Here is a 25701-nt window from a genome sequence, read left to right on the forward strand (position 1 = left end):
TCTTAAACGCCGGCCAACTCCCGCCAATACGCAAACGTCGCCTTCACGATCGACGGTTGCAGCAGAAAGTCGTGCGCCGCTTGCGCGAGATCGGCGCGCACCGGCTGGATCGTCCCGGCGCTCATCGCCAGCAAGGCCATTTCGGCGGCGCTTTCCATCGACACGGCCATGTACACGCTTTCCTCGACCGACGCGCACGCGCAGATGTAGCCGTGATTGACGAGCAACGCGGAGCGGCGCGAGCCCAGCGCCTCGGTGATGATGCGGCCCTCCTCGTCGTCGATCGGCACGCCGGGCCATTGCGCGAGAAAGCCGCAGTCGTCGTGGAACATGCAGGCGTCCATGTGCGCGACGGGCAGCGGCACGCCGAGCATCGACAGCGCGCTGACGTGACGCGGATGCGTATGCACGATCGCGCGCACGTCCGGCCGATGCCGGTACACCCACGCATGAAACCGGACCGCCGGATTCGGCCGGCCGTTGCCTTCCAGCACGTGAAGTTCGTCGTCGACGAGCAGCATCGACGCAGCCGACGCGCGGGCGAAGTGGGTCGCGAGCGCGGGCGTCCAGTAGCCGCGCCCGGCCGTGTCGCGCCAGGTGATCTGGCCGGCGAGGCTGGCCATGTGGCCTTGCGCGTGAAGGATGCGGCAGGCGTCGGCGAGCGTGTCGAGCGGATCGCGGGACTCGCTCGTGCCGATGTCGGTGACGGTGGCACGCTGTTTCATGGGGTCATTCTCCTTGAGCGTTGGGCGCTGCCGGCGCGGCGCGCACGTTCTGCATCAGACGTGCGCACAGCGCGGCCAGCAACGCGAGCGCGCCGACGTAGAGCGCGATCGCTTGCAGACTATGGAAACGTGTGACGAGCGCGGTCGCGACGATCGGCGCGAGGCCGCCGCCGAGCGCCGCAGCGAACTGAATGCCGATCGAAATGCCGGAAAAGCGCACGGCGACGGGAAACTGCGCGGCGAACAGCGCCGATTGCGGCGCGAACAGCAGCGGGTAGTTGATGCCCAGCGCGATCGCCACCGCCACCTGCAACGCAACGAGGCTGCCGCCGTCGATCCAGCGCAGCAGCGGCACCACGCACACCGCCATGACGAGCGCGCCGCCGCCGTAGAAACGACGCACGCCGATGCGGTCGGCGAGGTAGCCGAACAGCGGCAAGGTGACGATCTGCAAGGCCGCGCCCAGCATCACCGCCTGCAACACGGCGGCGCGGCCGAAGCCCAGCCGGGTCGACGCATAGGCCACCAGAAACACGGTCAGCACGTAGTACAGCGTGACTTCGGGGAGCTTCGCGCCGATCGCCAGCAGCAGCGCTTTCTTGTGCCGGCTCAGCAGTTGCCACAGCGGCACCTCGGCGGTCTGGCGGGCGCGCGCGGCCTTCTCGAATGCAGGCGATTCGCCGACGCTGCGCCGCACGAACGCGCCGAGCAGCACCAGCACGACGCTGGCGAGAAACGGCACGCGCCATCCCCAGCTCTGAAACGCGGCCTCGGGCAGGCGGGTGAGCAGGCTGAACGCGAATGTCGACAGCAGCAGACCGATCGGCGGGCCGATTTGCGGCAGGCTGCCGAACAGGCCCGCGCGGCTCGCCGGCGCGTGTTCCACGGCCATCAGCACGGCGCCGCCCATCTCGCCGCCGAGCGCGACACCTTGCAGAATCCGCAAGACGACGAGCAGCACCGCCGAGCCCACGCCGATCTGCGCGTAGTTCGGAATCAGGCCGATCGCGATGGTCGACAGGCCCATCAGAAACAGCGACAGCGTCAGCATCGACTTGCGGCCGAGCCGGTCGCCGAAGTGACCGAACAGCATCGCGCCGAGCGGCCGCGCGAACAGTCCCGTGGCGAACGCGCCGAACGACGCGAGCGTGGCGCTGGTCGGATCGAGGTTCGGAAAGAACTGCCGGTTGAACACCAGCGCCGCGGCGGTGCCGTACGCGATGAAGTCGAAACCTTCGATGATCGAACCGGCCGTGGCCGACAACACGGCCTTGTATCGGGGCGATAGCGCGCGGGGCGCGAGTGCGGGCGAGGACGCGGACGCAGACGCGGACGTAAGAGGCGGGGCGTCGAGGCGGTCGAGCGCGGAAAGCGGGTCGTTCACGGGCGGTCTCCAGTGATCGGCGAATGGCTGCCGAACTGGCCTCAGTATTGGCCGCGCGCTTGACGCGAGCCATGCGCCCAGAAATAACTCTGGATTAACCGGGAGTTATCGCGCCGATCTGCCTCGCGATCTCCAGCGCCACGTCGAACCCGCCCGACGGGCCGCGCGCGCGGCGCGACAACGCGACCACCCGGCGCGGCGCGATCGCGCCCAGCGGCACGCGCCGGATGCCGCGCTCCTCGACCATGTCGCGCGGCAGGTTGTCGGGCAGCACGGTCACGCCGTCGCTGATCGCGACGAGCCGCAGACTCAGTTCGAGCGAATCGCATTCGATGTACGGCTGCACCGTGTAGCCGAGCGCGCGTTCGACGATCCGGCGCAACGCGTAGGGCCGCGGCGGCAGGATCAGCTTCGAGGTGGACAGATTCGCCAGCGCGGCGTCGTCCTGTGCGTGACCGGCGCACGCGTACAGCGCCAGCCGTTCGTCGAACAGCGGTTCCGTGATCAGTTCCGGGCCGTCGACGGCGGTCTCGTACACGAAGCCGAGATCCGCCTTGCCGCGCTCGACGCTTTCCACCACGTTCGCCGAACTGTCGCAGTGCATCGTCAGATGCAGGTCGGGATAGCGCGCGAGCAACTGCCGGCTGAGCGCGGGAATGAACCACGCGACGAGCGTCTGCACGGTCGCGATCCGCAGACTGCCGCGCGACTGCGCGGCCTGGCCGGCGTGCGCGAAGGTCGCGTCGAGCGAGACGAACAGCGGTTCGAGCTTCAGAAACAGCGCCTCGCCGGCGGGCGTCAGCTGCATGCCGCGGCCGTGGCGCAGGAACAGCGTGTCGCCCAGCGCCGCCTCCAGCGCGCGGATCTGCTTGCTGAGCGCGGGCTGCGTGAGACCGAGAATGTCGGCGGCTTCGCGCAGCGAATTCGCTCGCGCGACGGCGACGAACAGGCGAAGTTGGTAGTCCCGGCTGGCAAGCGTTTTCATGGGCGCGGCGGTCGGCTCTAAAAGGGCAATGGTGGGTATGGTACGCAGCTTGCTGAACATGCATGTTTTTTTGCAAGCGTTGACTCATGCCCCGAACACCATCGACCTGTCAAAGGTGGAGCGCCCGCGAGGTGCGGGTTCTGCACGAAATCCCGCGTGTGCTGGTCGTCGACGATAACGCCGGCGCCGCCGAGGCGCTCGCCACCTACCTCTCCTACGAAGGCGTGGAAGCCCGCTCCGCCAACGGTTGCGCGGAAGCGCTGCGCTGCGTGAAGGACTGGGTGCCGGACGTCGTCGTGCTCGACATCATGATGCCGGAGCACGACGGCTACGAGACCGCGAGCGCGCTACGCCGCTATCTGCCGACGCACAGTCTGGGGATCGTCGCGTTCACGTCGCTCGATGAAGATCACGTGAAGGAAACCGGTAAAGCACGCCATAACTTCGACGGTTATTGTCAAAAAGGCACGGCCCCCAATGTGTTGCTCGCGTTGATGCGCAATCTCTGGCGGGGGTAGCGCGCGGCGGATGGCGGGTGGCGCGCGGCCTTCGCTCGCCGCGCCGTTTGCCGGCGAAGCGGGCCGGGGACTTGCGCTTTCCTGGCTCCGCAACCCCGCAACCCCGCCCCGGCCACCTAAATCGACTGCAACGCCCGCAGCATCTCGTGCCCGAGCGCCCGGCCGCTCAGCCACGCCCCTTCCACACGGCCGCCGTTCAGCCAGTCGCCGCACAATCCCAACCCATCCACGTCGCGCCACACGTAGCCCGGCGCGGGATCGCCGTCCGGCGCCACGTCCGCGTGCGGCCAGCGATGCGCGGTCCACGCGGCGGGCCGGCGTCCGCCGCAGCGCTCGAAGGCGGCCAGCATGGCCGCCGCCACCTGTTCCGGCGGCGTGTCGAGATGCGCGTCGCTCCACTCCGCGCGTGCATGCAACAACCACGTTTCCGGGCCGCCGCGGCCGGGTTTGCTGCTGTCGCGCGCCATCCAGCGCAACGGGCCGTGATTGACGAAGGCGGCGTCGAAGCCGAGCGGCAGCGGACTGTCGAAGCGCAGCATCAACGCCCAGCACGCGTGCATCACCGTGCTGCTGGCCATGGCGGCGAGTTCCGGTGCGGGCGCGCGCAGCAGCGGCGCGACCTGCGGCGCGGGCATGGCGAGCACCACCGCATCGAAATGCTCGTCGATCGCGCCTTGTTTCGTCGACCACAGCCGCCAGCCACGGGCCTCGCACCGCACTTTTTCGATCGTGCAGCCGGTGGTGAGCGGCAGCGATTCGGCCAGTAGCCGCGCCGGCGCGCTCATGCGCGGCGTGCCGACGAAACGCTCGATGCGCGTGGTATGCGCGACCGGATTCGGCTCGTCCAGCACCGCGAGCCGCGCGGGCCACGCGGCCGCCGCGCCGGCCTTCTCCCAGCGCGCGACTTCGGCGCGAAACGCGCGGTCGCGTGCGGTGAAGTACTGCGCGCCGTGGTCGCACTGCCAGTCGCCGTCGCGCCGCGCGCTCATGCGCCCGGCGGGACCGCGGCTGCGGTCGAACAGACGCAGCCGGCAACCGGCCGAGCGCAGGGTCGTCGCACACGACAAACCGGCGATGCCGGCGCCGACGACCGCGATATAGGGGCGGGAATCAACAATATTCACGATATGGCCTGCCTCGCTGGGTAGGCGCCGCACGTCCGGCGCAGTCGACGACGACGCGGGACGTGAAGCGCGCAACGAGTACGAAACGGTCGAAAACGGCTAGCGGGGGCGTCGACGACGCCGGGAACGTCGAGCGCCGGACGCCCGTGCGGCAAGGCGGCGGCGGGTGTCGCGGGCATGGCGCGGCATCTCGGAGCGAAACACAAGGGGATTGAAAAAATCATAGCGCATCAAAAATGTCGTTTCAAATGACGGAAATGAGTCAAGAAGTCGTTTCGGTATGTCCAGAGTTCGCCTATCATTGACCGGTGAGTGACGCATCTGGAGTTTCATAATGACTACATCTGACGACCCAATTCCTATTCAACAGGGATACAAAAGCGGCGAGGCGGCCCGTTTGGCCAAAATGCCGGTCACCACGCTGCGGATCTGGGAGCGCCGCTACGGCGTGATCGGCCCGGCCAAAACCGCGTCGGGACAGCGGCTCTACACGGAAGACGACGTCAGGCGTCTCACTTTGATCAAGCTGCTGGTGAGCCGCGGCCATGCGATCGGCGCGATCGCGCGGCTCGATCGCGAGCAATTGCAGTTTCTTGCCGCCCGTAATAACCGCGATGGCGACGGTTCGGCGGATTTCGGGATCGGCGAGATCGATCTGACGCTCGGTCTGGTGGGCGGCACGCTCGCGCAGCGCCTGCAGGGCTCTGGCCTGGATGTGCGCCGTTATGGCGTGAAAGCGCTGGCCGCGTTCGCGAATCTGCCGGAAGCCGCGAGCCATGCCGCCGACCAGGACGAACCGGTCGACGCGCTGCTCGTCGATGTCGATTCGCTCCAGGAGGACGTGGCCGCGCAGATCATCGCGCTCGGCGACGCACTGCGCGCCAAGGCGATCGCGGTGGTCTACGGCTTCGGCACCGGCCCGGCGGCCGAGCTGTTGCGCGTGGCCGGCGTGCGTCTGTACCGCGAGCCCGACGGCCGCACGGAGTTCCGGCAGATGCTGGGCGACCTGTGCGAGCGCGTCCGTATCCAGGAGCGCACCGGCGACGACGCCGTCTGGTCGCGCGTGCGCCGCCGCTACGACGACAACGAACTGGAGGCGATTGCCAGCCGCTCGTCGACGATTGCGTGCGAATGTCCGCGCCATCTCGCGGAACTGGTGATGAAGCTGTCGGCATTCGAGCGCTACAGCGACGCCTGCACGTCGCGCTCGGTGCAGGACGCGGCGCTGCACCGCTATCTCGGCGATGTCACCAACCGCGCGTGCGCGATGGTCGAGGCAGCGCTCGAACGGGTCGCGCGCGAGGAGGGCTGGTTCGCCGCACCGCCGCCGCTGCCACCGGTGCGCTCTTCGGCGCACGAGGCCTCGCACGACTCCCGGCATGACGTCCGGCATGACCCCCGGCATGACCCCCGGCACGAGTCCGCGCATCAGGGGCAGCACGGCTCCGCGCACGAACCTTCGCAGCCTCGCCAGCCGCAGGCGCCGCACGCTGGCGACGAATAACGCGCACGTACCGTTCCGGAGGATGGGATGCCACGAGTTGCTTCGACGGACGTGAACGCTGGCGCGACGACGGGCGAGGAGCGCAACGCGTATTTCGCGGCGCTCATCGCGCGCATTGCACGGCGCGACGCGGCGGCGTTCGAGGCGTTGTACCGCGCGTCGGCGCCGTCGTTGTTCGGGCTGGCGGTGCGCGTGACGCGCACCAGCGAATCGGCGGAAGACGTGGTGCAGGAGGGCTTCATCAAGATCTGGCGCTTCGCCGGGTCGTACGATGCGGCCAAGGCGTCGCCGTCCACGTGGATGTCGACGATCGTGAAGAACCAGGCGCTCGACTATTTGCGGCGCAATCCGTATGCGGGCGTGTACGTCGACGAACTCGACGACCGTCACGCCGCGAGCGACGGCGATGCATCGCACCAGACCGCTCTCGACGCCGAGCGCTTGAGCGGCTACCTGGGCCGTCTGTCGCCGGGGCAGCGGCAAGCGATCGCGCTCGCGTATTTTCGCGGCCAGTCGCAATCGGAAATCGCCCATACGCTGGGCGCGCCGATCGGCACGGTCAAAAGCTGGATCAACCGCGGGCTGGAATCGCTGCGTGCGATGACCGAGCCGCGCCGCGTGCCGCCCCGCGGCGGTTTTTCGTGAGTCGACGCGGGCGCGGCGGCGACGCTTCGGCGGCGGGACTCTATTTCGTGGTCTGCCAGGCCGGCTGGTTTGTTTGCGTGCTGGGCGGCGCGCACGACATGGGATGGCTGGGCATGCTGTTCGCCGCCTGCGCGGTTGCGTGGCATCTGACGCGGGTGGCTGGCCCGCGTCGCGAAGCGCGGCTACTCGTGGCGACGGTAGGCATCGGCATGGTCTGGGAAAGCGTGCTGGTCGCCTCGGGATTGCTTTCTTACCCGAGCGGCACGCTGATCGAAGGCTGCGCGCCGTACTGGATGAGCGCGCTCTGGGCGCTGTTCGCCATTCAGTTCAATGTTGTGTTCGCGTGGTTGCGCACACGGCTTCTGCTGGCCGCCTTGCTCGGTGCGGTCGCTGGGCCGTTGTCGTTCCGGGCCGGCGCGTCGCTCGGCGCGGTGCATTTTGATCAGCCGTTGGCGGCGTGGATCGCGCTTGGACTCGGCTGGGCGGTGCTGCTGCCCGGGCTATTGCGTCTCGCGCGACATTGGGACGGCGTGCACGATTCGCCACGCGCTCGCTAACGTCGCCCCGCGAAACCAATCGGCACACACCGGCACACGCCGGCACACTCCGGCGTCCATCGGCGCTGCGGAACGCCCCTTGCTGACAGGTCTTCTCATCGACCCGGCACGGAGGCCTTGCGCATGAAACCCTATATCGTCGCTCACATGATGTCCTCGCTCGATGGCCGCAGCCTCACCGACGGCTGGCATCTCGACTTCGCGTCGGACCTGTACGAAGACACGGCGGCCAGCTTCGAAGCCGACGGCTGGATCTGCGGCCGCGTGACCATGCAGGAGATTTCGCACGGTACCGACTATCCGCGTGGGCTCGCGAAGGGCACGGTGCCGCGCACCGATCATTTCGTCGAGCGGCACGCGGATCAGTACGCGATCTCGATCGATCCGCAAGGACGTGTGGCGTGGAAAAGCAATACGGCGCTGAAATCGCACGTGGTCGAAGTGCTCACCGGGCAGGTGGCCGACGATTACCTCGCGTACCTGCAATCGATCGGCGTGTCGTACGTGTTCGGCGGTGAACGCGACATCGATCTCGGCAAGGTCGTGCAGACGCTCGCGCACGAACTGGGGGTGAAAAAACTGATCGTGGAGGGCGGCTCGCACGTGAGCGGCGCGTTCGTGAATGCGGGACTCGTCGACGAAGTGAGCGTGTTGATCCTGCCGCTCGTGGATGGACGCAGCGAGCATCCGTCTTCATTCGAAGTCGCGATGGAGAAGTGGCAGGCGCCGGCGTATCTGAAGCTCGCATCGGTGGAGAAGACGCAGCATGACGGCGTCTGGCTGCGCTATACGAAATCCGTGAAGGTATAAAAAAACGCGGCATGGCGAGCGGGTTTCGCTCGCCATGCCGCGTATCGGACGCTGAGGGAAATCTGTATTCGAAGGCCTTAACCCTTCACCTGTCCCGTCGACAACCAGCCGCCGCTCACGCCGATCTGCCCGATCTGTTTCGCGACCGCGTCGCCGAGGCGCTTCGCATCCGCCGACACGCCGGTCTTCTTCGCTTCCGACACGCCGTGCAATCCGCCGCCCACCGCCGCCGATGTCGCGATGTGCCCGGCCGCCGCGCCCACGCCAACCGTTTCGACCATGCCCGGCGCGCTGCCGCTGTCGCCCGTCGCGGTGAAGCGCTGCACCAGTTGCGGCGCGCCGCCCGCCGGCTTGTAGAAAATGCGCACCGAACTGCTCACCTGACTCTTGCCCGCGCCGAGACCGATCAACACACGACGACGGCGATTGCCGGAATCGATCGTATCGACGCTGCCTTGCACGAGCAGCACGTTCTGATCGGTGGGAGCGGGACCCTCCGCGCGAATCGCACGCAAGCCCATCGCCTGCAATTGATGGACGATTTCGTCGGCGACCTGCTCGCGCACCGCGAGCGCGTCGGCGGCCTGCTGTTGCGCGGCGGACGAACCTTCCATCTGCGTTTTCATTTTCTCCAGCATGCCGCCGTCGAGCTTGACCTGGTTCGCGTCGGTGTCGAACGTGTACACGTAGATGTTGTCGGGGCGCACGTGCGCCTGGGTGCTGCTCAGGTCCGCGGTGCTCGCGTTGTCGATGCGGCCGCTCGCGCAGCCGGTCAGCAGCGCGCCGCAGCAGACGAGCGCGATGCTCGCGAGACGGGTGGTGTGATTCTTCAGGGAGAGAAGTGAGGTCAACATGTCGATCCTGTGGCCGGCACACGGTGCCGCGATGTTCGTACGTCTCGTGCGGTGATCGGGCAACCGTGGATCGTCGATCACCGGCGAGACGCACTCGCACGTGAAACACCCTTGATCTCATGCGTCTTTCGTTTCCTGCTTCCTGTTTCCGACGCACCGGCAGCGAAACGAAGTATGCGTGGCACGCTCGCGCGACGCCATTCAACAATTATTTCGCGGTGTGTCATGACACGGCGGGGCAGGGCCATGCATGGCCTGCGCCGCGTCAGGCCGGTTCAATTCAAGGCGAGCTTGACGATGCAGCAAAGAACGAAGACGAGCAGGGCGGCGGCAACGGCCATGTTGAGCGGGTAGCGCATTCTTCACCAGGCTCCAGCGTTTCGGAGCTTCCATCCTAATCACCTGACGGAAGATGAAAAGTGGGCAGTGACGCGGCTGTGTGGGACAGCCAACGCACAACGCGAACAGCTTCGCGTCGTGCGTTGGCGGCAACGCTTCCACTTCAGGGATGCCGGAAAAATCGTTGCATTGTCATCGAGTTGGGCGGTCGGGATGACCTGGCGTCCGGCAGCGTTACCGCGCGCCGCGCCACGACTTGCCGGACCTTGCAACGGCACGCGGCCGCCTCCGCTGGCGCATTGAAGCCGGATAGCGCATGATTGACCCGATGTGCCGTCCGACCCCAGATGCCGCGAGGCGGGATGGGCCGTGCGGTGCACGCCGCGCCGGCGGCGCATCGCGATGGCTTCGCGTCATGACGCAGGACGCCGCGATGCAGCACACGTACGCAGGGCAGCGTGATGCAGGGCGCCGCCCACGCGCCGCCGGCGAGTACTCAACCGTTAAGGAGGATTTCGCATGGACCGACCTGACGCCGCCAATCCGTTTGGCGATTTCACCAAAATGCTGGAGCAGTTCAAGCTCCCCGGCTTCGACGTACCCGCCATCATGGAAGCGCGACGCAAGGACATGGAAGCTCTCGTTCAGGCGAACCAGACGGCTTTCCAGGGCATGCAGTCGCTCGCGCAGAAACAGGCTGACATGCTGCGCACCACGTTGAGCGAATTGCAGTCGTTGACGGGGCAGTTGTCGACGGGCGGCGCGGCGCCGTCGTCGAAGGCTGCCGAGTTGATCCAGCAAAGCCTGCACAAATCGCTTGCCGACATGCAGCAGCTCGCGCAAGCCGCGTATCAGACGCAAGCCGAGTCGTATGCGGTGATCGCGAAACGCGTGGAAGAAAACGTGCAGGAATTGAAGTCGCTGCTTCAGCAACAGAAGAAGTAAGCGCGCGCGCGTCGCGCGTAATCGCCGGTCTTCGCATTGCGCGATGCCGGACCGATGCCGTGAATGACACTTTGTCATTCACGGCATTTTTTTCTGGCCTCCGAAGCATCACCGGGGCGGCTGGTTTTCTTCCCGCGTCTCTTCACACGAAAGCCACCTGCGCGCGGCTTATCGTCAGAGGAAAATCGGCATCCGCGAGGTTTTATTCAGCGCCCGCTTACATGAAAAACAGCGATGCGGGATGCATGGATGTTTTTTTGCCACAGCCGCTCGATTTCATGCGCGTGTTCGCTTTAAACGGCCTTGAACGCTAAAACGCACGCCTAAGCAGCGTCCTCTGGCGATCCACTTCCCGCCTGTCAAACAGCGACAAACGACGCCACGTCCCGCAGCGGTTTAAATCGCGCGGCAAACGATTGCAACGTCACGCCCCGCTAGCTAAAGTTTCGCGCCGCCACTCCGTTGACGCATTCACGCAACCCAACCGGTGTGAATGCAGAACCGGCACCGCCGATCAGGAGTGCGCCCCTGGATATTCCCGTTCATGACAGGTTTTCCCGGCTCGTCATGAGCGTTTCACCTCGAAGGAAACTCTCTTGAAACCGATGCTTTCTACCCGCATTGCGCGAGCAATGCTCGGGGCCGGCTGCGTGTTGTCGTTTGCCGCGCATGCCACGCTCGGCCAGAACGTCAGCACGATCGGCAGCGATCAGGCGCGTCTGCATGCCGTCGCGCACACGGCCACTACGCAAAGCGCGTATTCGGTACACCTGATCACGATGCCGTCCGGCACCCAGGTGCGCGAGTACGTGGCGTCCAACGGCATCGTGTTCGGCGTCGCGTGGGACGGTCCCACGCTGCCCGACCTCAAGTCGATGCTGGGCGCCTCGTTCGACACCTACGTCGCCGCGACCGCGACGCGCCGCGCCACGCCGCTCGCGGTTTCGACCAGCGATCTGGTGGTGTACTCGGGCGGCCATCTGCGCGCGTTCGCCGGTCACGCGTATCTGCCGCAAGCGGTGCCCGCGGGCGTCGATGCCGGCGTCATTCAATAACGGAGCGAATCATGCGTGACCATACTTCGCTTGCTCGTTCGCTTTCCGGTTCGCTTTCCGGTTCATTGCTGGCGTCTTCGTTGAAGACCTTCTTCGCCGCGACGTTGCTCGCGCTGCTGGTCGCCGCGTGCGGCGGCGGAGGCGGCGGCTCGGGCGGCACCGCTGCGTCGAGCAGTTCGGGCGGCACGACCACCGCGCTGTCCGCGCCATCGTCGCCGGCGCTCGCCGCGAATGCGGTGCGCGTGACCGTCGATTCGGGCGTGAGCAACGTGCCGAACATGCCGTTCGTCAGCATCACGATCTGCACGCCGGGCACCTCGCAATGCCAGACCATCGATCACGTGCTGGTCGATACCGGTTCGTGGGGCGTGCGCATTTTCGCGTCGCAACTGCCGGCCTCGGTGGCGCTGCCGCAGGAGAAGGACAACGCGGGCAACTCGCTGGCCGAGTGCATGCAGTTCTTCGACGGCTATACGTGGGGCTCGGTGCGGCTCGCCGATATGCAGATCGCCGGCGAAAAAGCCGCGTCGCTGCCGGTGCAGGTGATCGATCCGAACTACGCGTCGCTGCCGTCGACGTGCGCGAGTTTCGGCGCGTCGCGCAACACGCCGTCCGCATTGCAGGCCAACGGCATTCTCGGCATCGGCGTGTTCAAGCACGACTGCGGCGCGAACTGCGTGCAGCAGGCGGTGGACGGCACGTACTACGCGTGCAACGGCAGCACGTCGTGCACCTCGATTCCGCTGGCCGAGCCGTATCAGGTCGCCAACCCGATTCCGTATTTCGCCACCGACAACAATGGTTCGATGCTGAGCTTGCCGACCGTCTCGGGCGGCGCGCAATCGGTGAGCGGGCAACTGGTGTTCGGCATCGGCACGCAGACCAACAATACGTTGGGCGGCGCGCAGGTGATCGGCGTGAGTCCGTCGAACGGCACCTTCACGACCGTGCAGAACGGCACCACGTACTCGCAAAGTATTCTCGACAGCGGCTCCACCGGGCTGTTCTTCGCGACCAGCGCGATGCCGGTCTGCGCGAGCCCGAACAGCTCGTACTACTGCCCGGCCTCGACCGAGCAGATGAGCGCGATGATCCAGGGCGTGAACGGCGTGACGAGCGCGGTGAATTTCAGCGTCGGCAATGCGACCGCGATTGCGCAGACGTACAGCGGCAGTTCGGCGCTGCCGCTGCTCGCGGGCCCGGCGTTCGTCAAGTCGACGATCTTCGATTGGGGTTTGCCGTTCTTCTACGGCCGCAACGTGTATGCGGCGGTGGAACAGCAGGTGACGCCGGGCGGCACGGGGCCTTACGTCGCGTATTGAGCGATGGGAGGACGGGGCTGCGTTGAGTTGCCGGCGCGGCGAACAAGCGTCGGCTCGGCAACACGCCAGGACGGCGCTAGCCCGCCGCCGCATCAGGCGATGGTGACGGCGGCGATAGCGACGGCGGCGGCGCCACGGCACCCGCCGCCGTTTCCGTTTGCCGCGACCGGTCGCCCGCTTCCGCGATCACGCGATGCACGAAGCGCAGCTTGTCCACCACCGGCGCGGCGAGCGTAAACGGATAACCGTCCGGCATGCCGAGACTCCGGTTCAGGCTGTTCAACGCGTAGGTCAGCGGAAACCAGCGCTTCATCAGGTTCTCGAAGCTCGCATCCTCCACCGGCGTGCGGTCGGTCAGCGTCGGCTCGCTCGGATCGTCGGGCAGCAGCGCGACGCCGTACGACGTCGACGTATCCAGCACGTCGACGATCAGCATGTAGTGCGCCCACGTCTCCGCCCAGTCTTCCCATGGATGCATCGTCGCGTACGCGCTGATGTACGACGCCTGCCAGTCGGCCGGCGCACCTTCCGCGTAATAGCGGTTCAGCGCTTCGCCATAGTCCGCGCTTTCGTCGCCGAACAGTGCGCGGAAGCGCTCCAGTCGCCGCGGCTCGTGTTCCACCAGCTGGCTGAAATAGTAGTGGCCGGTCTCATGACGGAAGTGACCGAGCAGCGTCCGGTACGGCTCGCCCATCGCGGTGCGGACCTGCTCGCGGTGCGCGTCGTCCGCCTCGGCGATGTTCAGCGTGATCAGCCCGTTGTCGTGTCCGGTCATCACATGGGCGCCATCGCCGCCGTCTTCGAGAAACTCGAATGCGAGACCATGCTCGGGGTCGGTCTGCCGCGACGGCACGTCGAGTCCGAATTCCGCCAGCGTGTACAGCAGGCGTCGCTTCGCCACTTCCAGCCGGTACCAGTAGAGCCGGTTGTCCGGCGCGCCCAGATTCGGAATGGTCAGCGTCAGCTGGCACGAGCGGCACAACGTGTCCGGCGAATCGGCCGGGATCATCCAGTTGCAGACGTTTTCGACCGCGTAGTTATGGCACTGGCGGAACAGCTTGCCTTGCACGCCGGGATGCAGGCTGCGCCAGGCGCCGTCGCCGGCGTCCTCGAACGCGCTGATCTCCCTGACCTCCGGCACATAGCCGAGCAGCGATTCGCACCGCTCGCAGCGCACGTTTTCAAAGAAGACCAGATGCGAGCAGTGATTGCAGTGGAAGGTTTTCATCGACAAAGCCCGGTAGGTGGATGACGCGAGGAGCGACGTGTCGCCGCAATCTTTATGCCGCATTTGCCAGACGTCACCGGTTTAACGCACATTACATGCATGATCGTGGACGACGCTGCGCCGCTTTGGTGCGCGTCGCGGTAGAAGGCAATCGAAAGGCGGGGCGATCCCGAGGCGCGCGGCTCGCGTGTCCGGACGGCCGGCGGACGCGACACACCGGATGACGGGCGATGTGTCGCGCACGGCGGGCGGTTCGCGGGATTCGTCGCGTCTGTCCCTAAAACGGCATGAAGCTTGCTTTTTGGCGGGCTGCCCCTTCGTCCAGGAGTCCGGTGTGTCCATACGCGTCGCGTTGCATCACGTCACTCATTACCGCTACGACAGGCTGGTCGCGCTGTCGCCCCAGGTCGTGCGCCTGAGGCCTGCACCGCATTGCCGCACGCCGATCCACGCGTACTCGATGCGGGTCGAACCGGCGCAGCACTTCATCAACTGGCAGCAGGACGCGTTCGCCAACTATCAGGCGCGGCTCGTGTTTCCCGAGAAGACGCGGGAATTCAAGGTGAAGGTGGACCTCGTCGCCGAAATGGCCGTGTACAACCCGTTCGACTTCTTTCTCGAACCGTCGGCCGAGCAATGTCCGTTCGATTACGCGCCGGGCCTCGCGCAGGAGCTTGCACCGTACCTCGTCAAGCGGCCGATGACGCCGCGCTTCGCCGAATTCGTCGCGAGCATCGACCGCACGCCGACCGGCACCGCCGACTTTCTCGTCGCGCTCAACCAGCGGCTGCAGCGCGAGATCCGCTATCTGATCCGGATGGAGCCAGGCGTGCAGACGCCCGAGGAAACGCTGGTGAACGGCTCCGGCTCGTGCCGCGATTCGGGCTGGCTGCTGGTCGAAACGCTGCGGCAGCTCGGGCTCGCGGCGCGCTTCGTGTCGGGCTATCTGCTGCAGCTCGCGCCGGACGTCAAATCGATCGACGGCCCGAGCGGCACCGAAGTCGACTTCACCGACCTGCATGCGTGGTGCGAGGTGTATCTGCCGGGCGCCGGCTGGATCGGCCTCGATCCGACTTCCGGGCTGCTGGCCGGCGAAGGCCATATCCCCGTCGCGTGCACGCCGGAACCGGGCAGCGCGGCGCCGATCTCCGGCGCGGTCGACGAATCCGAGGTCGAGTTCGAGCACACCATGTCGATCGAGCGCGTGCTGGAGACGCCGCGCGTCACGCGGCCGTTCAGCGAAGCGGTGTGGGCCGACGTGCTGACGATGGGCGCCGAAGTCGACCGTCAGCTCGACGCGATGGACGTGCGCCTGACCATGGGCGGCGAGCCGACCTTCGTGTCGGTGCGCGACCGTGACGCGCCCGAATGGAACACCGACGCGCTGGGGCCCACCAAGCGCGGCTATGCGGTCGCGCTGATGGACAAGCTGCGTGCGCGGTACGGCGCGAACGGCTTCCTGCACATCGGCCAGGGCAAGTGGTATCCGGGCGAGCAACTGCCGCGCTGGGCGATGTCGTTGTACTGGCGCGCGGACGGCGAGCCGTGCTGGCAGGACCCCGCGCTGTTCGCCGACGAGCGCGATCCCGGCGCGTACACCGCCGCCGACGCGCAACGCTTTCTCGCGCATCTCGCGAACAAGCTGGACCTCGACACGGACTGCATCCAGCCCGGCTTCGAGGATGTCTGGTATTACCTGTGGCGCGAGCGCCGTCTGCCGGTCAACGTCGATCCGCTCGATGCGCGCCTCGACGACGAACTCGAACGCGTGCGCCTGCGCCGCGTGTTCGACTCGGGTCTGGGCAGCGCGACCGGGTTCGTGCTGCCGCTCGCGCGCGAACGCGACGTGCCGCACGCGGCGCCGAAATGGGTCAGCGGCCGCTGGTTCTTCCGCGACGAACGCATGTTCCTGATTCCCGGCGATTCGCCGATGGGGTATCGCCTGCCGCTCGATTCGCTGCCGTGGGTGTCGAAGACCGACTATCCGTATCAACACGCGCACGATCCGTTCGCGCCGCCGGTGCCGTTGCGCTCCGCCGCGCAGTTGCGCCTGCAGTACGACAGCGACGCGGGCGCGCTGAGCCCCAGCGCCGCGCGACGGGCGGCGGCCTTGTCTTCGTCGGCCGCGGATCTGTTGAGCGGCATGGCGGGCAGCGGCGTGCTGGCGTTCGCGCCGCAAGCCGGCGACGAAGCGCCGCCGGCGCGTGGGCAGTCGTCGACGGCAACGCTGCGCACGGCGATCTGTGTCGAGGCGCGCGACCCGAAACGCGCGGCCGGTCCGAAGGCCGAGACCGATGCGTTCGGCAGCGGCCGCTCGCTGCTGCACGTGTTCATGCCGCCGCTCACCGAACTCGACGATTATCTCGACCTGCTCGCGGCCGTCGAGGCAAGCGCCGCCGACCTGCACATGAAGGTCGTGCTCGAAGGCTATCCGCCGCCGCGCGATCCGCGTCTGAAGCTGCTGCAGGTCACGCCCGACCCCGGCGTGATCGAAGTGAACATTCATCCGGCGGCGAACTGGGGGCAACTGGTCGACCATACCGAGTACCTGTACGAGTCCGCCGCGAAAAGCTATCTGAGCAGCGAGAAGTTCATGACCGACGGCCGCCACACCGGCACCGGCGGCGGCAATCACTTCGTGCTCGGCGGGGCGACACCGGCCGACAGTCCGTTTCTGCGGCGGCCCGATCTGCTCGCGAGTCTGATCGCGTACTGGCACAACCATCCTTCGCTGTCGTATCTGTTTTCCGGCCTTTTCATCGGACCGACCAGCCAGGCGCCGCGTATCGACGAGGCGCGCAACGACCAGGTCTACGAACTCGAAATCGCGTTCCGCGAGTTGCAGCGGCAGATCGATCTGCTCGGCGGCCGCGACAGCGCGAACCTGCCGGCGTGGATGATCGACCGCGCGCTGCGCAATATCCTGATCGACGTGACCGGCAATACGCACCGCGCCGAGTTCTGTATCGACAAGCTGTATTCGCCCGACGGTCCGACCGGCCGCCTCGGCCTGCTCGAATTGCGCGGCTTCGAAATGCCGCCGCACGCGCGCATGAGCCTCGTGCAGCAACTGCTGTTGCGTGCGCTGGTGGCGCGCTTCTGGCGCACGCCGTACACGCAGCGCCTCACGCGCTGGGGCACCGAACTGCACGACCGCTTTCTGCTCGGCAGCTTCGTGAAGATGGATTTCGACGACGTGCTCGACGACCTGAACCGCGCGGGTTTCGCGTTCGACGGCGAATGGTTCGCGCCGCACTTCGAATTCCGCTTCCCGCTGGTCGGCGAGACCACGGTGGACGGCGTGTCGCTGAGCGTGCGCAATGCGCTCGAACCGTGGCACGTGATGGGCGAGGAGGGCTCGGCGGGCGGCACGGTGCGCTACGTGGATTCGTCGGTGGAACGGCTCGAAGTGCGCGCGCTCGGTCTGAACGACAACCGCCACGTGCTGACCGTCAATGGCGTGCCGGTGCCGTTGCAGCCGACCGGGCGCGTCAGCGAATACGTGGCCGGCGTGCGGTTTCGCGCGTGGTCGCAGCCATCGGCGCTGCATCCCACCATCGGCGTGGACGCGCCGCTCACGTTCGATCTGATCGACACGTGGACCGGCCGCTCGCTGGGCGGTTGCCAGTATCATGTCGCTCATCCGGGCGGGCGCAATTACCAGACCTTCCCGGTCAATGCGTACGAGGCGGAAAGCCGGCGGCGCGCGCGCTTCTTCGCGACGGGCCATACGCCCGGGCCGCTCGCGGCCGGCGCGCCGCAACGCAGCCTGGAGTTTCCGTTCACGCTGGATCTGCGCTACTGGTAAAACGCGGCACGCTCTCATACAACGACACGACCTTGGCCTTTCAATCGACTTTTCCCTTCGAGACGTCCGCGGCCCGCGCGGACGCTTCATCCCTGTTGCGCCTGCTGCCGGCCTACGAGGGACATTGGGACGAGTTGCGCGACGTGTCGGGCGCGTTGCGCGAGCCGTGGCGGCAGTTCTTCGAGCGGCTCGGCGAAGACGGCATCGCGCGGCTCGACGATCATCGCGCGTCGGTCGCGCAGCAGATCCGCGACAACGACATCAGCTACAACGTCTACGCGGATAACGGCGAACCGCGGCCGTGGGCGCTCGACCTGCTGCCGTTCCTGATCAGCGAGGACGAATGGGCGCACATCGAGCGCGGCGTGACGCAGCGCGCCCATCTGCTCAACGCGATCGTCGCCGACGTCTACGGCCCGCAGACCTTGCTGGCGCGCGGGCAGTTGCCGCCCGCGCTGGTGTTCGGCCACCCTGGCTATCTGCGTCCGGTGAAGGGTTACACGCCGCCAGGCGGTCAGTTCCTGCAGGTTGTCGCGGTGGATCTTGCGCGCACGCCGGGCGGCGACTGGACCGTGATGGCGCATCGCACCGAGGCGCCGTCGGGGCTCGGTTACGCGCTCGAAAACCGCCTGATCGTGTCGACGCTGTTCGCCGAACCGTTCCGCGCGATGCGCGTGAGCCGCCTCGCGCCGACCTATTCGCAACTGATCGCCACGCTCGTGCAGGCCGCGCAGGCCACCATGCTGCACGACAGTCCTGGCGCCGAGACCTCGCCGCATATCGCGCTGCTGACACCGGGGCCGTTCAGCGAAACCTACTTCGAGCACGTGTTTCTCGCACGCTATCTCGGCGTCACGCTGGTGGAAGGCAAAGACCTGACCGTGCGCGACGACAAGCTGTATCTGAAGACATTGGGCGGCCTCGAACGCGTGCACGTGGTGCTGCGCCGTCTGGACGACGCGTTCTGCGATCCGGTCGAGTTGCGCGCCGATTCGAGCATCGGCGTGCCGGGTTTGCTGCAGGTGATGCGCGCGGGCAACGTGATCGTCTCGAACGTGCCGGGCTCGGGTTTCGTCGAGTCGCCCGCAATGCACGGTTTTCTGCCCGGCATCGCCGAAGTGCTGCTCGACGAAGATCTCGTGCTGCCCAGCGTGCCGACCTGGTGGTGTGGCGAAGCGGCCGCGCGCGAGCATGCGTTCACGCGTCTGGACGAAGCCTTCATCGTGCCGACCTGGCCGCTCGGCGCGCGCGATGCGCCGCCCGGTATCGAGCAGGGCCGGCAAAAACTGTCGGCATGGCGCGAGCGGATCGATGCGATGCCCGACAGCTTCACGATCCAGCAGGCGCAGCGTTTTTCCTGCACGCCGCGTTACGAGGACGGCACGATCGGGCGGCGTCCGTCGGTTCTGCGCGTGTATGCGATCGCCGACGTCAACGGCGGCTGGCATGTCATGCCGGGCGGCTTCACGCGCATGGCGGCGGAACGCCAGACCACCGTGTCGATGCAGTTCGGCGGCAGCAGCGTGGACACCTGGGTGCTGTCGAGCCAGCCGACCTCGACCTTCACGCTCCTGCCTTCGCCGATGCAGCCCGCCGACCTCGCGCGCAAGCATCGCACCGTGTCGAGCCGCGCGGCGGAGAACCTGTTCTGGGCCGGACGTTACGGCGAGCGCGCGGAAAACAATGTGCGTCTGCTGCGGCTGATTCTCGGCTCGCTGGAAGGCAACGACGCCGACGCGATGTTTCCCACGCTGGTCGAACTCGCGCTGTATTGCGGGCTCGTGCAGAGCGGCGACATGGCCGCGCCGCATTCGCCGCAGGCGTTCGAACGCGCGCTGGTCGCGAATCTGAGCGAGAGCACCGGCGCGGCGAGCATCGGTCAGAATCTGACGTGTCAGGCGCGCTCGAACGGCGAGGTGCGGGGACGCTTGTCGAACGATCATTGGCGCACGATTCTGGCCGCGCGCAACGATTTCCGCGATGCGTTGCAGACGTTGATGCCGGGCGCGGGGGCTCACCTGGGGCCGGGCGGCGGCGTGGCTGCAAATGGCGCGAACGGTGTAGGCGAAGCGAGCGGTGCGGGCGCCACGAACGGCGCCCATGGTCTTTCGGGGCGCGCCGACCGCAGCGAGCGCTACAACCGCTATGACCGCGTCACGCTGATGAACGCGCTCGAACACCTGTCGGTGCAGCTATCGGCGATCAGCGGCGCGCAAGGCGACCGCATGACGCGCGACGAAGCCTGGCGTCTGCTGTTCGTCGGCCGGCATATCGAACGCGTATCGGCGATGACGTCGATCCTGCGCGTCGTCGCCGACAAAGGGCAACTCGGCACGCCCGCAGGCTTCGATCTGCTGCTGCAACTCTTCGACAGCACGCTGACGTATCGCTCGCTGTATCCGGGCCGTTTCGAAGTGCCGGCCCTGCTCGATCTGCTGGTGTGTGAACCGACCAACCCGCGCGGCATCTACGGCGTCTACGCGCGGCTGCGCAAGAAGCTCGACGAGATCTCGGCCGCGGCGGGCAGCGTGCGGCATCGGCCGTTCGCGGAATTGATGCCGCCGGCGGTCTCGTTGCCGACGCTGGAAAAACTCTGCACCGTCGATGAAAACGGCGCGTACAGCGATCTGATCGCGGTATGCGATCAGATCGGCGGTTTCGTCGGCGCCGCCGCGCATGAGATCAGCGCGCGTTACTTCAGCCACGCGAGCACGGTCGCCTTGCAGGTGTGGTCATGAAGAACGCGCCGACCGTGCTGTCCGTCTCGCATCGCACGACCTATCACTACTCGACCTACGTCGAGACCGCGCAGCATCTCGCGACGATCCGGCCGATCGCCTGCGCGTGGCAACGCGTGGTGTCGCATAGCGAAAAGATCGAGCCGCGGCCGTCGTATCTGAACAGCCGCACCGACGCATTCGGCAACGACGTGCTGTATTTCGCGCTCGACGCGCCGCACGAACGCCTGCAACTGGTCAGCGAAACCACGGTCGCGCTGACGCCGCGCTGGACCGATCTCGATCCGGAGGCGACGCCCGCGTGGGAAGAGGTCGCCGATGCGCTGCGCTTTCGCGTCGGCGGTCAGTTCCGGCCGGAAGCGGAGTTCTGTTTCGCGTCGCCGAACATCGTGCCGCGGCCGTCGCTGCGCGAATACGCCGCGCCGAGTTTTCCGGCGGGCATGCCGGTCGTCGCGGGTGCGATCGACCTGATGCATCGCATTCATCGCGACTTCGCATACAAACCGTCGGCGACGATGTTCGATACGCCCGCCGAACGCGCGTTCGAGTTGAAGAGCGGCGTGTGCCAGGATTTCGCGCAGGTGATGATCGGCTGTCTGCGCTCGCTGGGTTTGCCCGCGCGCTATGTGAGCGGCTATCTGCGCAACGATCCGCCGCCGGGGCAGCCGCGCCTGATCGGCGCGGACGCGTCGCATGCGTGGGTATCGGTGCATTGTCCCGACAGCGGCTGGATCGATCTCGATCCGACCAACGACGTGCTCGCGGATACCGACCACGTGACGCTCGCGATCGGCCGCGATTACAGCGACGTGTCGCTCCTGCGCGGCATGATTCTCGGCGGCGGCGCGCACCGTGTCGAAGTCGGCGTGACGGTGCTCGCGCTGTAGCCGCCGCTTTTTTCCGTCAGACAAATTCTCTATACGTGCAGGCGAAATTACCGCTGCACGCTCATTTTTACCTCATTCGGGAAATCCCTTGCTTCCTATTCCCATTGAATGGGAATCCTATTTTTGAAAAGCGAGAACGTTCTGGCATTCTGATTCCGTGATTGATAGCGGTGGTGGTCGACGTGAACGCGGAACAAGGTGTGACAGGAGCAGAACGGGTCTTGCTGGTGCTGGCGGCGCTCGCCAGTCATGGCAAGGCTATGTCGGTAAAGGATCTGCTGGGCGTGACCGGTCTCGCGCAGAGCACCTTGTACCGGCAGATCGCGCTGCTCAAGCGCTGGGGTTTCGTCGCGGAAAACGCCGGGCATTACGCGCCGGGGCCGATCAGCCTGCAACTCGCGCTCGGTTTCGACGTGAACTCGCTGCTGGTCGAAGCGAGCCGCAGCGAGATGCAGCAACTGGCGCGCGCGTCGCAGGAAAGCATCGGCCTCGTGGTGGCCGTCAAGCATCAGGTGATGTGCCTCGAAATGGTCGACAGTCAGCACTCGCTGCGCTGCTCGTTCGAAAAAGGCCGCGCGGTGCCGCTCAAGGCGGGCGCGTCGGCGAAATCGCTGCTGGCCTTCATGGCCGACAAGGCCCGCAGCGAAGTACTCGACAGCGTGTTCGACGACGACCCCGCCGGCCGCGCCGCGATCGAAGCCGAGCTCGAACAGATTCGCGCACAGGGTTACGCCGTCAGCGACAGCGAAGTCGACCCGGGCGTGTGGGGCGTGAGCGCACCGATCTTTCATCGCGGCGGACGCAGCGCGGGCAGCAGCGCGTCGATCACGCTGATGGCGCCGTCCACGCGCGCCGCGGGCCGCGAGAGCCAATTCATCGACGGGACGCTACGTACGGCCCGCGCCATTTCCGGGCACATGCAAACCGATTGAAACCTTGAAGCCGTTGGCGTCTCGTCGTCGATACGGATTCCGAATGAACGAGCTCACCGACAAACAAATGTGAAGAACCACAAGGAGCCTACCCCATGAAACTGCACCGCCTGCTGTCCCTTGCCTGCGTCACCTTTGCCGTGACCTTCGCGGGCTTCCCCGGCGCGGCCTCCGCGCAAACGCCGGACGTGCTGAACGTCGCCACCGACGCCACCTTCCCGCCGATGGAATTCACCGAGAACGGCGCGCGCACCGGCTTCGACGTCGACGTGATGAACGCGCTCGCCAAGGCCATGGGCAAGCGCGTGCAATGGACCGACATCGACTTCAAGGGGCTGATTCCCGGCCTGATCGCACATCGTTTCGACGCCGCGATCTCCGGCATCTACATCACCGACGAACGCGCGAAAGTGGTCGACTTCACCGATTCGTACTACGCAGGCGGCCTCGTCGTGCTGGTGAAGAGCGATTCGCCGATCAAGTCGGTCACGGATCTGAACGGCAAGAAGGTGTCGGTTCAGGTCGGCACGAAGTCGGTGAACTTCCTGCGCGACAACTTCCCGCAGATCAACCGCGTCGAAGTCGAGAAGAATCAGGAGATGTTCGACCTCGTCGGCATCGGCCGCGCGGACGCCGCCGTCACCGGCAAGCCGGCCGCGTATCAACTGGTGCGCACGCGCGGCGGTTTCCGCGTGCTCGACAAGCCGCTCACCACGGAAGCCTACGGAATCGCGGTTCGCAAGGACGAGCCTGAACTGAAGGCGTCATTCAACACCGCGCTCGCGAAGATCAAGGCGGACGGCACGTATGCCGCGTTCGTCAAGAAGTGGTTCGGCGCGAGCGCGCAATAACAGGTTGAGTCAACATCATGGCACTTGATTTTTCGCCGGTCCTCGCCGGCTGGACAGACATCATGCACGGCGCGCTCGTGACGGTCGAAGTGACCGCCGCGTCGCTCGCACTCAGTTGCGTGCTGGGTCTGCTGATCGGCATCGGCCGGCTGTCGCAGCAGCGGCGCGTGGTGTACGGCTTCTGCACGGCCTACCTGACGTTCTTCCGCGGCACGCCGTTGCTGGTGCAACTGTTTCTGCTGTTCTTCGGTTTGCCGCAGTTCGGCATCCTGCTGCCCGCTTTCGTCTGCGGGATGCTCGGGTTGGGTTTGTACTCGGCGGCCTATGTGTCGGAGATCGTGCGCGGCGCGATCCAGTCGGTGGATCGCGGGCAGATGGAAGCCGCGCGTTCGATCGGTATGTCGTCCGGCCAGGCGATGCGCGCGATCATTCTGCCGCAGGCGATCGTGCGGATGATTCCGCCGCTCGGCAACGAGTTCATCGCGTTGATCAAGAACTCGGCGCTGGTGTCGCTGTTGACGATCGACGATCTGATGCACGAAGGCCAGAAGATCATCAGCGTGTCGTATCGCTCGCTGGAAGTGTATCTGGCCATCGCGCTGGTTTATCTGGTGTTGACGCAGGCGACCAATTACGCGCTGCATCGCGTCGAGCGTCGTTTGCGTGCAGGAGGGATGGTGCAATGAATACCGTGAATACGGCGGCCCAGACGAATGGCCCCATCGTCAGCATTCGTGGGCTGACCAAATCGTTCGGCACGCACACCGTGCTCAACGGCATCGATTTCGATATCCAGCCGCAGCAGGTCGTGGTCGTGATCGGACCGAGCGGCTCGGGCAAGAGTACTTTTCTGCGCTGCTGCAACGGCCTCGAAGAGGCGGAAGGCGGCACGATCGATATCTGCGGGCACCGGCTGGTCGATCATGGCGCGATGCTCAAGGACCGCTCGCTGAACGCGCTGCGCACCGAAGTCGGCATGGTGTTCCAGTCGTTCAACCTGTTTCCGCATCTGTCGGTGCTGCATAACATCACCGTCGGCCCGCGCATGTTGCGTGGCGCCAGCAAGGCCGATGCGGAAGCCGCCGCGCTCGCGCTGCTCGAAAAGGTCGGGCTCGCGCACAAGGCGAATGTGATGCCGGCGAGTCTGTCGGGCGGTCAGAAGCAACGCGTGGCGATTGCGCGCGCACTGGCCATGCAGCCGCGCGTGATGCTGTTCGACGAACCGACGTCGGCGCTGGACCCGGAACTGGTCGGTGAAGTACTGCAGGTGATGAAGCTGCTCGCGAGCGAAGGCATGACGATGGTGGTCGTCACGCACGAAATGGGCTTTGCGAAGGAAGTCGCCGACGTGGTCGTGGTGATGGACGGCGGCGTGATCGTCGAAGCCGGGCCGCCCGCCGAGATCTTCTCGGCGCCGACGCAGCCGCGCACGCGCGCTTTCCTGCAGGCCGTGCTGTCGCGAGCATGAGAGTTCCTTTCGATGACAAGCTGTGGTCCGGTCGCGTCGACGACGGCGAACCGGGCGACACGCGGCGGGTTTTCAATCAGGTCGTGCCGTTCGGCGACGGCGTTCAGGTTTGCGATGACACGCCGGTGATCGTCGGTTTCGGCTCCGATGAAGGCGTGCGCCGTAATCAAGGCCGTACCGGCGCCGCGCACGCGCCGAAGGAATTGCGGCGCGTGCTGGCGGGTCTGCCGGCCAAGCTGGCGCTGACCTCGCTCGCCGATGCCGGCGATGTGGTCTGCGACGACGGCGATCTCGAAGGCGCGCAGGCCGAGCTGGCCGGCGTGGTCGGCGAGGTGCTGGCGAGCGGCGCGCGACCGCTGGTATTCGGCGGCGGCCACGAGGTTGCGTGGGGGACATACTGCGGTTTGCGTCTGCATCAGGAACGCAAGGCGATCGCGGATGCGACCTTCGTCGCCTCGCGCGAGTTGCTGATCATCAACTTCGACGCGCATTTCGACCTGCGCCGCAAGCGTCCGGCGAATTCGGGTACGCCGTTCGATCAGATCGCCGACGATTGCGCCGAACGCGGCGTGCCGTTCAACTACGTGTGCTTCGGCATCAGCGATCTGGGCAATACCGCTTCGCTGTTCGCGCATGCGGTCGAACTCGGCGTGCACTACGTGCTCGATACCGACATGCAGGACGTGCACCTGCCGCAGCGTCTGATCGATCTGCAGACCTTGCTCGATGCGGCGGACGATGTCTATCTGACCATCGACCTCGACGTGCTGCCCGCCGCGACTGCGCCTGGCGTTTCGGCGCCCGCGGCCCTGGGTGTGCCCCTGTCGGTAGTCGAGGCGATGGTGCAGCGCGTGCGCGCGTCCGGCAAGCTGCGTGTGGCGGATATCGCGGAGTACAACCCCTCGCTCGATCAGGACAAGCGCACGGCGAGGGCGGCCGCGCGGCTTGCATACCGGTTGCTTTGATACCGGTTGTCCTGAAACAGAACGGCTCGCCGGATCACTCCGGCGAGCCGTTTTACT

23 protein-coding genes are annotated in these 25701 nt (G+C 66.3%); 17 read left to right on the forward strand and 6 right to left on the reverse strand.

Annotated features, from left to right (window positions below):
• Positions 1-2: 2 nt before the first annotated feature.
• The 3 genes from LFL96_RS29710 to LFL96_RS29720 all read right to left on the reverse strand — a co-directional run bounded on the left by LFL96_RS29710 (position 3) and on the right by LFL96_RS29720 (position 3094).
• Positions 3-725 carry an aldolase gene (locus LFL96_RS29710; protein ID WP_281001468.1) on the reverse strand — a complete coding sequence of 241 codons (723 nt, stop codon included), beginning with the start codon at positions 723-725 and terminating at the stop codon, positions 3-5.
• A 4-nt stretch (positions 726-729) separates the two neighbouring features.
• Positions 730-2109 carry an MFS transporter gene (locus LFL96_RS29715; protein WP_281001469.1) on the reverse strand — a complete coding sequence of 460 codons (1380 nt, stop codon included), beginning with the start codon at positions 2107-2109 and terminating at the stop codon, positions 730-732.
• Between the two features lie 94 nt (positions 2110-2203).
• Complete coding sequence (locus LFL96_RS29720; protein ID WP_281001470.1) at positions 2204-3094, reverse strand: LysR family transcriptional regulator; 891 nt, start codon at positions 3092-3094, stop codon at positions 2204-2206.
• 86 nt (positions 3095-3180) lie between these two features.
• Here LFL96_RS29720 and LFL96_RS29725 point away from each other — a divergent pair, with 86 nt between their 5' ends.
• On the forward strand, positions 3181-3612 hold the full coding sequence (locus LFL96_RS29725; protein ID WP_281001471.1) for a response regulator: 432 nt from the start codon (positions 3181-3183) through the stop codon (positions 3610-3612).
• A gap of 116 nt (positions 3613-3728) precedes the next feature.
• On the opposite strand, the gene LFL96_RS29730 is transcribed toward LFL96_RS29725, so the two are convergent.
• Positions 3729-4736, reverse strand: coding sequence for an FAD-dependent oxidoreductase (locus LFL96_RS29730; protein ID WP_348638429.1), 1008 nt, complete (start codon positions 4734-4736; stop codon positions 3729-3731).
• A 334-nt stretch (positions 4737-5070) separates the two neighbouring features.
• Here LFL96_RS29730 and LFL96_RS29735 point away from each other — a divergent pair, with 334 nt between their 5' ends.
• The 4 genes from LFL96_RS29735 (at position 5071) to LFL96_RS29750 (ending at position 8252) form a co-directional block, all read left to right on the forward strand.
• Positions 5071-6240 carry a MerR family transcriptional regulator gene (locus tag LFL96_RS29735; RefSeq protein ID WP_281001472.1) on the forward strand — a complete coding sequence of 390 codons (1170 nt, stop codon included), beginning with the start codon at positions 5071-5073 and terminating at the stop codon, positions 6238-6240.
• 27 nt (positions 6241-6267) lie between these two features.
• Positions 6268-6885, forward strand: coding sequence for an RNA polymerase sigma factor (locus LFL96_RS29740; RefSeq protein WP_281001473.1), 618 nt, complete (start codon positions 6268-6270; stop codon positions 6883-6885).
• Positions 6882-7442 (forward strand): DUF2878 domain-containing protein, encoded by a 561-nt coding sequence (locus tag LFL96_RS29745; protein ID WP_281001474.1) that lies wholly within the window; start codon positions 6882-6884, stop codon positions 7440-7442. The genes LFL96_RS29740 and LFL96_RS29745 overlap by 4 nt, the downstream gene beginning before the upstream one ends.
• Before the next feature lie 123 nt (positions 7443-7565).
• Positions 7566-8252 carry a dihydrofolate reductase family protein gene (locus LFL96_RS29750; protein ID WP_281001475.1) on the forward strand — a complete coding sequence of 229 codons (687 nt, stop codon included), beginning with the start codon at positions 7566-7568 and terminating at the stop codon, positions 8250-8252.
• Between the two features lie 77 nt (positions 8253-8329).
• Here LFL96_RS29750 and LFL96_RS29755 read toward each other — a convergent pair whose 3' ends face one another.
• Positions 8330-9106, reverse strand: a complete 777-nt coding sequence (locus LFL96_RS29755; RefSeq protein WP_281001476.1) for a DUF4410 domain-containing protein — start codon at positions 9104-9106, stop codon at positions 8330-8332.
• A gap of 858 nt (positions 9107-9964) precedes the next feature.
• Between LFL96_RS29755 and LFL96_RS29760 the strand changes: the two genes are divergently transcribed.
• From LFL96_RS29760 to LFL96_RS29775, 4 genes are all read left to right on the forward strand, one after another.
• A complete protein-coding gene (locus tag LFL96_RS29760; RefSeq protein ID WP_281001477.1) occupies positions 9965-10390 on the forward strand; it encodes a phasin family protein in 426 nt (141 codons plus the stop codon).
• Positions 10391-10449: 59 nt separating this feature from the next.
• Positions 10450-10704 carry a hypothetical protein gene (locus LFL96_RS29765; RefSeq protein WP_281001478.1) on the forward strand — a complete coding sequence of 85 codons (255 nt, stop codon included), beginning with the start codon at positions 10450-10452 and terminating at the stop codon, positions 10702-10704.
• Between the two features lie 291 nt (positions 10705-10995).
• Positions 10996-11445 carry a DUF2844 domain-containing protein gene (locus LFL96_RS29770; protein ID WP_281003894.1) on the forward strand — a complete coding sequence of 150 codons (450 nt, stop codon included), beginning with the start codon at positions 10996-10998 and terminating at the stop codon, positions 11443-11445.
• Positions 11446-11456: 11 nt separating this feature from the next.
• Positions 11457-12767: a DUF3443 domain-containing protein gene (locus LFL96_RS29775; RefSeq protein ID WP_281001479.1), complete on the forward strand. Its 1311-nt coding sequence runs from the start codon at positions 11457-11459 to the stop codon at positions 12765-12767.
• A gap of 76 nt (positions 12768-12843) precedes the next feature.
• Here the strand turns inward: LFL96_RS29775 and LFL96_RS29780 are convergent, their stop codons facing one another.
• Positions 12844-13995 carry a putative zinc-binding metallopeptidase gene (locus tag LFL96_RS29780; RefSeq protein WP_281001480.1) on the reverse strand — a complete coding sequence of 384 codons (1152 nt, stop codon included), beginning with the start codon at positions 13993-13995 and terminating at the stop codon, positions 12844-12846.
• Positions 13996-14329: 334 nt separating this feature from the next.
• Here LFL96_RS29780 and LFL96_RS29785 point away from each other — a divergent pair, with 334 nt between their 5' ends.
• From LFL96_RS29785 to hutG, 8 genes are all read left to right on the forward strand, one after another.
• Positions 14330-17803, forward strand: coding sequence for a transglutaminase family protein (locus LFL96_RS29785; RefSeq protein ID WP_281001481.1), 3474 nt, complete (start codon positions 14330-14332; stop codon positions 17801-17803).
• Between the two features lie 32 nt (positions 17804-17835).
• On the forward strand, positions 17836-20541 hold the full coding sequence (locus LFL96_RS29790; protein ID WP_281001482.1) for a circularly permuted type 2 ATP-grasp protein: 2706 nt from the start codon (positions 17836-17838) through the stop codon (positions 20539-20541).
• Positions 20538-21428, forward strand: coding sequence for a transglutaminase family protein (locus tag LFL96_RS29795; protein WP_281001483.1), 891 nt, complete (start codon positions 20538-20540; stop codon positions 21426-21428). Before LFL96_RS29790 ends, LFL96_RS29795 begins: the two co-directional genes overlap by 4 nt.
• 182 nt (positions 21429-21610) lie before the next feature.
• Complete coding sequence (locus LFL96_RS29800; RefSeq protein ID WP_281001484.1) at positions 21611-22360, forward strand: IclR family transcriptional regulator; 750 nt, start codon at positions 21611-21613, stop codon at positions 22358-22360.
• 95 nt (positions 22361-22455) lie between these two features.
• The gene (locus LFL96_RS29805) at positions 22456-23211 is read left to right on the forward strand and encodes a transporter substrate-binding domain-containing protein (protein WP_281001485.1); all 756 of its coding nucleotides are present in this window, start codon (positions 22456-22458) and stop codon (positions 23209-23211) included.
• A 17-nt stretch (positions 23212-23228) separates the two neighbouring features.
• Positions 23229-23897, forward strand: a complete 669-nt coding sequence (locus tag LFL96_RS29810; RefSeq protein WP_281001486.1) for an amino acid ABC transporter permease — start codon at positions 23229-23231, stop codon at positions 23895-23897.
• On the forward strand, positions 23894-24679 hold the full coding sequence (locus LFL96_RS29815) for an amino acid ABC transporter ATP-binding protein (protein WP_281001487.1): 786 nt from the start codon (positions 23894-23896) through the stop codon (positions 24677-24679). Before LFL96_RS29810 ends, LFL96_RS29815 begins: the two co-directional genes overlap by 4 nt.
• Complete coding sequence (gene hutG / locus LFL96_RS29820) at positions 24676-25644, forward strand: formimidoylglutamase (protein ID WP_281001488.1); 969 nt, start codon at positions 24676-24678, stop codon at positions 25642-25644. The genes LFL96_RS29815 and hutG overlap by 4 nt, the downstream gene beginning before the upstream one ends.
• The last annotated feature ends 57 nt before the right edge of the window (positions 25645-25701 follow it).

Origin of the sequence: Paraburkholderia sp. D15 (assembly GCF_029910215.1) — a bacterium.
Taxonomy (GTDB): Bacteria; Pseudomonadota; Gammaproteobacteria; order Burkholderiales; family Burkholderiaceae; genus Paraburkholderia.